This is a genomic window from Micromonospora sp. NPDC002411 (genome assembly GCF_053592955.1).
In genome coordinates this window covers 1-7,475 of sequence record NZ_JBSFBM010000330.1, presented here as the reverse complement: position 1 = coordinate 7,475, position 7,475 = coordinate 1, and the positions used below count along the sequence as shown (strand labels likewise).

Sequence of the window (7,475 nt, the reverse complement as noted above, 5' to 3'; positions counted from 1 at the left end):
TTCGCGAGTGGGGCTTACAAGACAGCGCCGCCCCCGGCCTTGTGGGCCGGGGGCGGCGCTGGTGTCGGTGTGCAGGTCGCCTCTCGGCGAGTGGCGCTACGCGGCTCCAGCCGGACGGTATTCCGCGAAGGCTATTTAGGTGAGGCCCGGGGACACTGGGCACACCGACACCTCAGTCAACGAGCCGACCCCCACTCGTGTTCCGCGCCTTCTGGTGTCAGCCGTCACACCGTCAGACCGTCGTCGGCAGGGTGGCCCGTCGCGCCCGTACGGCCGAGGCCAGGTGATCGAGCACCTCGGCGGTGTCGTCCCACCCGAGACAGGCGTCGGTGACCGAACGGCCGTACTCCAGCTCCCGGGTCGGGTCGAGATCCTGCCGGCCGGGGAGCAGGAACGACTCCAACATCACGCCGGTGATCCCACGCTGCCCGGCGGCCATCTGGGCGGCCACGTCCGCGGCGACGAGCGGCTGGTTGCGGTGGTCCTTGCCGCTGTTGGCGTGACTGGCGTCGATCACCAGGCGCTCCGGCAGCCCTGCCGCACGGAGCAGGTCGATAGCGCCGGCGACGGACTCCGCGTCGTAGTTGGGCCGCCCGCCCCCGCCGCGCAGCACCAGGTGCCCGTCCGTGTTGCCGCGGGTGTGCATGATCGCCGGGGTGCCGGAGAAGTCGATGCCGGGGAAGACATGCGGTACGCCGGCGGCGCGGATCGCGTCCACGGCGGTGCCGATGCTGCCGTCGGGGCGGTTCTTCATGCCGATCGGCATGGACAGGCCGGAGGCGAGCTGCCGGTGCACCTGGCTCTCCACGGTGCGGGCACCGATCGCGCCCCAGGCCACCGTGTCCGCGATGTACTGCGGGGTGATCGGGTCGAGGAACTCGCAACCCACCGGTAGACCGAGGCGCAGCACGTCGAGAAGCAGCGCCCGGGCCAGCCGCAGGCCGGTGTTGACGTCCCCGCTGCCGTCCAGGCCCGGGTCGTTGATCAGGCCCTTCCAGCCGACCGTGGAGCGGGGCTTCTCGAAGTAGACCCGCATGACGATCAGGAGGTCGTCGGCCAGCCGGTCGGCGGTGCCGCGTAGACGCTCGGCGTATTCGAGGGCGGCGGCCGGGTCGTGCACCGAGCAGGGGCCGACCACCACCAGCAGGCGGTCGTCCTCGCGGTCGAGCACCCGACCCACAGCGCGGCGGCCGTTCAGCACGGCCGAGGCGAGCGATGCGTCCAGGGGTAACTCGTGATGCAACAGGGCGGGCGTGGTCAGCGGCACGACGCGGTCGATCCGCTGATCGCTGACCCGATCGGTCTCCGGGGTCGTCACGGTGGGGAATCCTTCCGCCGACCGCGCCCGGGGCCGGTGCCCGGGACGAGCCGGCTGCTCGTACACAAAAGGGCAGGAACGAAAGCTCCTGCCCAGCCGGCTCGGTCTGCGGTGACGTCAGATCATGGTGAAGTCACCGGCGTGCGAGCCGGCTGCCTAAACCATCGATACGAACGCGTCACGTCGCCCAGCGTACCCGACCCGATGCGGAAGCCCACCGCGTCGTCCCAAGATGCGGAGTGAACATCGCGTGTCACGGTCCACGGCGGGGTAACAGGGGTGCCATGACTGACGAGCAGAGCGATCAGGACCGGGTGGAATCCCGAGCCCACCACCTCCTGCCCGAGGAGGAGGCCGTGGGCAGCGACGACCCGGAGGCCCAGGCGGAGGCCATTCTCGCCGAGTCGGACATCCGCGAGGAGGACCAGAACGCGGCACCGGACACGGTGCTGGAACGTCGTACCTCGGATCAGACGGTGGTCGCGGTCGAACCCCCGGACTGAGCGTCCGCCCCGCGAGCCCGGCGCGACCCCCGATAGGTCTGCTCCCGCAGCCAGGCCAAAGGGCCTGCCACCCGCAGGTCGGGTGGCAGGTTGCGCACCGGGTCGAACGCGAGCGCGGCGTCCTCCTCGGCGTCGAGTTGGGCGTCGATACTGATCTGCCCCACCGGCCGCCACGGCCCCACGGCGGACGCGACAGCGAGCACCATTCGCGGCGTGTCCGTCCGGGTCGCGGCGGCCGCCGCGCTCAGGCTGCGTCCGAGGCCGACCGAGTCGGGGTCGGCCAGCGCGGCCAGCCAGATCCGGCGGGGACCCACGCGGTAACACATGATCGAGGTGTACGTCCCGGTGAAGTCGCGCCGGGGCAGCGGCAGATTGCGCAGCAGCGGGGCCGCGCCACTGGAACTGACCAGCAGGTCGAACGGATGGCCGTCGTCGCGGTGCAGGCGTACCGCGAGGCCGAGCACGTCCGGCCAACTGCCGGGCGTGGGTGTGCCCTTCGAGAGCCGGACGGTCGCCCGGTACCGGGCGGGGTCGTCCAGCAGACCGGACCCGGTGGGTGGTCCGGGCGTACCCCAGATCATCAGTTCGCCGGTGAAGGAGCGACCGGCCGGATGCAGCAACCGGCCGCGGCGCCGGCTGAGCGCGGCGCTGGCGCGTTCGACGGCGGTGGCGAGCCGGGACGAGGGCGGGGTGACGGTCATTGCCCTCCGATACCCCGGGCGGCCTCCCTGATGCGGCGGGTCGGCTCGCCGACGGACCGCACGTCACCTTTCCGCCCGGGAGATCGGATAGCGTCGGGGGCATGCCCGACAGCGGTTATCCCTGGCCCATCGAGACGTCCCGACTGGACAACGGCCTGCGCGTGGTGGTGAGTGAGGACCGCACCGCGCCGGCCGTGGCCGTCAACCTCTGGTACGACGTCGGCTCCCGGCACGAGCCGGCCGGGCAGACCGGCTTCGCCCACCTCTTCGAGCACCTGATGTTCGAGGGCTCGGTCAACGTGGCGAAGACCGAGCACATGAAGTTGATCCAGGGCTCCGGCGGTTCGCTCAACGCCACCACCAATCCGGACCGGACCAACTACTTCGAGACGGTCCCGGCCGAGCACCTGGAGTTGGCGCTCTGGTTGGAGGCTGACCGGATGGGCGGCCTGGTCCCGGCGCTCACCCAGGAGACGCTGGACAACCAGCGCGACGTGGTCAAGAACGAGCGCCGGCAACGCTACGAGAACGTTCCGTACGGGGACGCCTGGCTGCGGTTGCTGCCGCTGCTCTACCCGCCGGGGCACCCCTACCATCACGCGACGATCGGCTCGATGGCCGACCTGAACGCCGCCGACCTCGCCACCTTCCAGGCGTTCCACCAGACCTACTACGCGCCCAACAACGCGGTGCTCACCGTGGTCGGCGACGCCACCGCCTCGGACGTGTTCGCGTTGGCCGACAAATACTTCGGCGCGCTGCCCCCGCGCGACGACATCCCGCCGGCCCCGGACGGCCGCAGTGTCCCGGCCACCGGGCAGACGGCCGTCGAGTCGGTGAGCGCGGACGTGCCGGCGCCCCGGGTGTACATCGCCCACCGCAGCTACCCGTTCGGCAGCCCGGAATACAACGTGATCACCGTGCTCGCCACCGTTCTCGGCAGCGGCCGGGGCAGCCGGCTCTACCAGCGGCTCGCCGACGGTGAGCGGCTCGCCCAGCCGGACCTGGTCGGGGCGTACGGGGTGGACCTCGCGCACGCCCCGGCACCGCTGATCGCCACCGCGACCGCCCGCCCCGGGGTGAGCGGCGAGCGGCTGGCCGAAGGGCTGGCCGAGGTCGTCGACGAGTTGGCCACGGTGCCGGTCACCGCCGCCGAACTCGATCGGGCCAAGGCGCTGCTGAGCACCGGGTGGTGGCGTCAGTTGTCCACCGTGGACGGCCGGGCGGACCTGCTCGGCCGGTACGCCACCCAGTTCGGTGACCCGGCCCGCATCGCCGACCAGTTGCCGGGCCTGCTCGCGGTGACCGCCGAGCAGATCGCCGAGGCCGCCGCCGAGGTGCTCGCCACCGACCGGGTGATCCTGACCTACCTGCCCGAGGAGACCTCATGACGTTGATCGCCGACCGTCCCGGCCCGGGTGCCGCCCGCCCGTACCGGTTTCCGGCGGTGGTCCGCCGCTCCGTGGCCGGTGGTCAGGTCGTCGCCGCGCACCTGCCCGGGCAGAATCTCGCCGTGGCCCTGCTGCTGCTCGACGTGGGCGCGGGCCGGGAGCCGGTCGGCAAGGAGGGCCTGTCCGGCGTGCTGGCCAAGGCCCTCGAAGAGGGGACCGCGCAGCGGGACGCCGCCGCGTACGCGCTCGCTGTCGAAGGGCTCGGCACCGCGTTGACGACCGGACTGGACTGGGACTCGTTCCAGGCCAGCGTGGTGATCCCGGTGGACCGGCTCAGCGCGGCCGTGGAGCTGCTCGCCGAGGCGGTCCGGACGCCCCGACTGGACCCCGCCGACGTGCGTCGGGTCCGCGACGACGAGGCGACCGCGTTGCGGATGGACTGGGCCAACCCGGGTCCGCGCGCCGACGCGGCGTTGCGCGCCGACCTGTTCGGCGCGGAGAACCGCTGGGGACGTCCCATGCACGGCGACCCGGAATCGGTCGCCGGGTTGGACGTGGAGGACGTCACGGTCTTCCACTCCGAGTGGTTCCTGCGCCCCGGCACCCTGGTCGTCGCCGGGGACCTGGACCGGATCGACCTGGACGCGCTGGCCGGTGCGGCGTTCGCCGGCACGGGAGGCGGGCCGGCCGAGCGGGGCGGCCCGATCGAGGTGCCGCTGCACACCGGCCGGCGGATCATCCTGGTGGACAGGCCCGGTTCGGTGCAGTCCACGCTGCGGCTCGGCCATCCGTCGCCGTACCGGGCGCACCCCGACCACGTGCCGATGACGCTCGCCGGCACGGTGCTCGGCGGGGCGTTCACGTCCCGGCTCAACCATCTGCTCCGCGAGGTGCACGGCTACACGTACGGCATCCGGGGTGAGTTCGCGTCGTCCCGGCGGTTCGGGCGGTTCGCCGTCAGCTCGGGCGTGCAGACGGCCGTGACCGCGCCGGCCCTGGTGGAGGCGGTGGGTGAGATTACCCGTACCCAGGCCACCGGGGTCACCGAGGACGAGTTGGAGGTGGCCCGGTCCTGGCGGGCGGGGCAGCTCTCGGTCGAGTTGCAGAGCCCTCGGGCGATCGCCTCCGCGTTGACCACGCTCGTCGTGCACGACCTGCCGGACGACTACCACGCCCGACTGCGGGAGTCGCTGCTGGCGGCGGACGTCGACCAGGTCTCCGCAGCGGCGGCCACCCACCTGCACCCGGAAGCGTTGACCCTGGTCATCGAAGGTGACGCCGCGGTCATCCGCGACGACCTGACGGCAGCGAACCTGGGCGACCTGATCGCCTGACCCCGCTGTTCCCCCCTCCGTCGATCATGAAGTTGTGGTCACCTGGCACGGCGTGTCGCGGTCACAACTTCATGATCAACGGGGGAGGGCGACTCAGGGGGTGTGATGCGGGACCCGGGGGGTGGGAAAGGGCTCCCGGTTTCCGGGGTGGGCTGGGTAGCCTCCGGGCATGAGGATCGGCATTGTGGGGTCCACCGGCCAGGTCGGTGGCGTGATGCGGCAGGTGCTGGCGGAGCGGGAGTTCCCGGCGGAGCAGGTGCGGTTGTTCGCCTCGGCGCGGTCCGCCGGGCGTACGCTGCCGTGGCGCGACGGCGAGGTGACCGTGGAGGACGCCGCGACAGCGGACTACTCCGGGCTGGACATCGTGCTCTTCTCGGCCGGTAAGGGCACGGCACGGGAGTTGGCTCCCCGGGTCGCCGAGGCCGGCGCCGTGGTGATCGACAACTCTTCGGCGTTCCGGATGGACCCGCAGGTGCCGCTCGTGGTCGCCGAGGTCAACCCGCACGCGGCCCTCGACCGCCCGAAGGGCATCATCGCCAACCCGAACTGCACCACGATGGCAGCGATGCCGGTGTTGCGTCCGCTGCACGCCGAGGCGGGCCTGGTCGGCCTCGTCGTCTCCACCTACCAGGCGGTGTCCGGCGCCGGGCTGGCCGGCGTCGCCGAGCTGGACGAGCAGGTCCGCAAGGTCGCCGAGCACGCCGCCGGGCTGGCGTTCGACGGGTCGGCGGTGGAGTTCCCCGCGCCGCGGTCGTTCGCCGAGCCGATCGCCTTCAACGTCCTCCCGCTGGCCGGTTCGATCGTCGACGACGGCTCGTTCGAGACCGACGAGGAGCAGAAGCTCCGCAACGAGAGCCGCAAGATCCTGGAGATCCCCGACCTGAAGGTGTCCGGGACCTGCGTCCGGGTGCCGGTCTTCACCGGCCACTCACTGCAGATCAACGCCCGGTTCGCCCGGCCGCTCACCCCGCAACGCGCGCACGAGCTGCTGGCCGACGCGCCCGGCGTGGCACTGACCGACGTTCCGACGCCGTTGCAGGCCGCCGGACAGGACCCGACCTACGTCGGGCGGATTCGCGCCGACGAGACCGTGGAGTACGGGCTGGCGCTGTTCTGCTCCAACGACAACCTGCGCAAGGGCGCCGCGCTGAACGCGGTGCAGCTCGCCGAGCTGGTCGCCGCCGAGCGCCGCTGACCGTCGCGTCACCCCGAGCCCTCGCCGGTCGCCGGCGGGGGCTCGGTCGCGTTCCGGGCGGCGGCCGACCGGGCATGCTTGGATGGACGGAGCCGACGTCCACCTGGAGGAAACCGTGCCGGACGACCGCACCCAGCAGGCGTTGACCGACCTGATCGCCGGCCGCTCGATGGGCGTGCTGGCGACAATCAAGCGGGACGGGCGGCCACAGATGTCCACAGTGGTCTACTCGTTCGACCGGGACGCCGGGCTGATCCGGGTCTCCGTCACCGAGGGGCGGGCCAAGACCGCCAACCTGCGCCGAGACCCGCGGGCCAGCTTCCACGTGAGCAGCGAGGACGGCTGGGCGTACGCGGTGGTCGAGGGACGCGCCGAGCTGACCCCGCCCTCCACCGAACCCGGCGATGCCACTGTCGAGGAACTGGTGGGTCTCTACCGGGCACTGCGCGGCGAACACCCCGACTGGGCCGAATACCGGCAGGCCATGGTCGACGAGGGGCGGTTGGTGCTGCGTCTGCACGTGGAGCGCGTCTACGGGATGCCGCCCCGGGGCTGACGCGCCCGGCCCCGGCCAGCAGCGAGTTCTGCGAGCTGCGACTCCCGCACGGACAGCCCGGCGAGCAGTGCGCGTTACCCCCTCCCAGGCGGCGGGTAGACGTGCCGTGCCGACACCGAGAGGGGAGCACCATGACAACGGTCGGAGAGTTCATGACGACCCGGTTGGTGACGATGGACGGCAACGACACGCTCACCGCGGCCGCGCAGGAGATGCGCGACAGCGCGATCGGTGACGTGGTGGTGACCGACGGAGACAGTGTGGTCGGCATCGTCACGGACCGGGACATCACGGTCCGGGGTGTCGCGGAGAACATGGACGCGGGCTCGACCCGGCTGAACCAGATCACCACCCGTGACGTGATCACGGTGAGCCAGTACGACGACGCGGTGGCCGCCGCGGACCTGATGCGTACGTACGCCGTACGCCGGCTGCCGGTCATCGACGACGGGCGTCTGGTCGGCCTGGCCCAGGCCG

The 7,475-nt window shown here is 72.0% G+C and carries 8 protein-coding genes; 6 read left to right on the top strand and 2 right to left on the bottom strand.

Translation table 11 applies throughout. The annotated features are described in order from the left end of the window. Positions 1-232: 232 nt before the first annotated feature. The gene (locus ACWCO3_RS28495; protein ID WP_088987955.1) at positions 233-1,318 is read right to left on the bottom strand and encodes a 3-deoxy-7-phosphoheptulonate synthase; all 1,086 of its coding nucleotides are present in this window, start codon (positions 1,316-1,318) and stop codon (positions 233-235) included. A 284-nt stretch (positions 1,319-1,602) separates the two neighbouring features. On the opposite strand from ACWCO3_RS28495, the gene ACWCO3_RS28490 reads away from it, so the two are divergent. After that, positions 1,603-1,821 (top strand): hypothetical protein, encoded by a 219-nt coding sequence (locus ACWCO3_RS28490; protein ID WP_145779282.1) that lies wholly within the window; start codon positions 1,603-1,605, stop codon positions 1,819-1,821. Here ACWCO3_RS28490 and ACWCO3_RS28485 read toward each other — a convergent pair. Then, entirely contained in the window at positions 1,788-2,522 is a 735-nt protein-coding gene (locus tag ACWCO3_RS28485; RefSeq protein ID WP_145779283.1) for a phosphodiesterase, read from the bottom strand. The genes ACWCO3_RS28490 and ACWCO3_RS28485 overlap by 34 nt on opposite strands. Before the next feature lie 101 nt (positions 2,523-2,623). On the opposite strand from ACWCO3_RS28485, the gene ACWCO3_RS28480 reads away from it, so the two are divergent. The 5 genes from ACWCO3_RS28480 to ACWCO3_RS28460 form a co-directional block, all read left to right on the top strand. Beyond that, positions 2,624-3,913: a M16 family metallopeptidase gene (locus ACWCO3_RS28480; RefSeq protein ID WP_354890095.1), complete on the top strand. Its 1,290-nt coding sequence runs from the start codon at positions 2,624-2,626 to the stop codon at positions 3,911-3,913. After that, positions 3,910-5,247: a M16 family metallopeptidase gene (locus ACWCO3_RS28475; RefSeq protein ID WP_145779285.1), complete on the top strand. Its 1,338-nt coding sequence runs from the start codon at positions 3,910-3,912 to the stop codon at positions 5,245-5,247. Before ACWCO3_RS28480 ends, ACWCO3_RS28475 begins: the two co-directional genes overlap by 4 nt. Positions 5,248-5,416: 169 nt before the next feature. Next, a complete protein-coding gene (locus ACWCO3_RS28470; RefSeq protein ID WP_145779286.1) occupies positions 5,417-6,442 on the top strand; it encodes an aspartate-semialdehyde dehydrogenase in 1,026 nt (341 codons plus the stop codon). An 82-nt stretch (positions 6,443-6,524) separates the two neighbouring features. Continuing rightward, positions 6,525-6,998 carry a PPOX class F420-dependent oxidoreductase gene (locus ACWCO3_RS28465; protein ID WP_145779287.1) on the top strand — a complete coding sequence of 158 codons (474 nt, stop codon included), beginning with the start codon at positions 6,525-6,527 and terminating at the stop codon, positions 6,996-6,998. A gap of 131 nt (positions 6,999-7,129) precedes the next feature. Then, on the top strand, positions 7,130-7,475 hold a 346-nt coding region (locus tag ACWCO3_RS28460), incomplete at its 3' end, for a CBS domain-containing protein (RefSeq protein WP_450012961.1).

What these genes read in the sequence shown, in the direction of transcription:
- ACWCO3_RS28490 (WP_145779282.1), top strand. Translation starts at nt 1,603, where the DNA reads ATGACTGACGAGCAGAGCGATCAGGACCGGGTGGAATCCCGAGCCCAC.
- ACWCO3_RS28485 (WP_145779283.1), bottom strand. Translation starts at nt 2,522, where the DNA reads ATGACCGTCACCCCGCCCTCGTCCCGGCTCGCCACCGCCGTCGAACGC.
- ACWCO3_RS28480 (WP_354890095.1), top strand. Translation starts at nt 2,624, where the DNA reads ATGCCCGACAGCGGTTATCCCTGGCCCATCGAGACGTCCCGACTGGAC.
- ACWCO3_RS28475 (WP_145779285.1), top strand. Translation starts at nt 3,910, where the DNA reads ATGACGTTGATCGCCGACCGTCCCGGCCCGGGTGCCGCCCGCCCGTAC.
- ACWCO3_RS28470 (WP_145779286.1), top strand. Translation starts at nt 5,417, where the DNA reads ATGAGGATCGGCATTGTGGGGTCCACCGGCCAGGTCGGTGGCGTGATG.
- ACWCO3_RS28465 (WP_145779287.1), top strand. Translation starts at nt 6,525, where the DNA reads ATGGACGGAGCCGACGTCCACCTGGAGGAAACCGTGCCGGACGACCGC.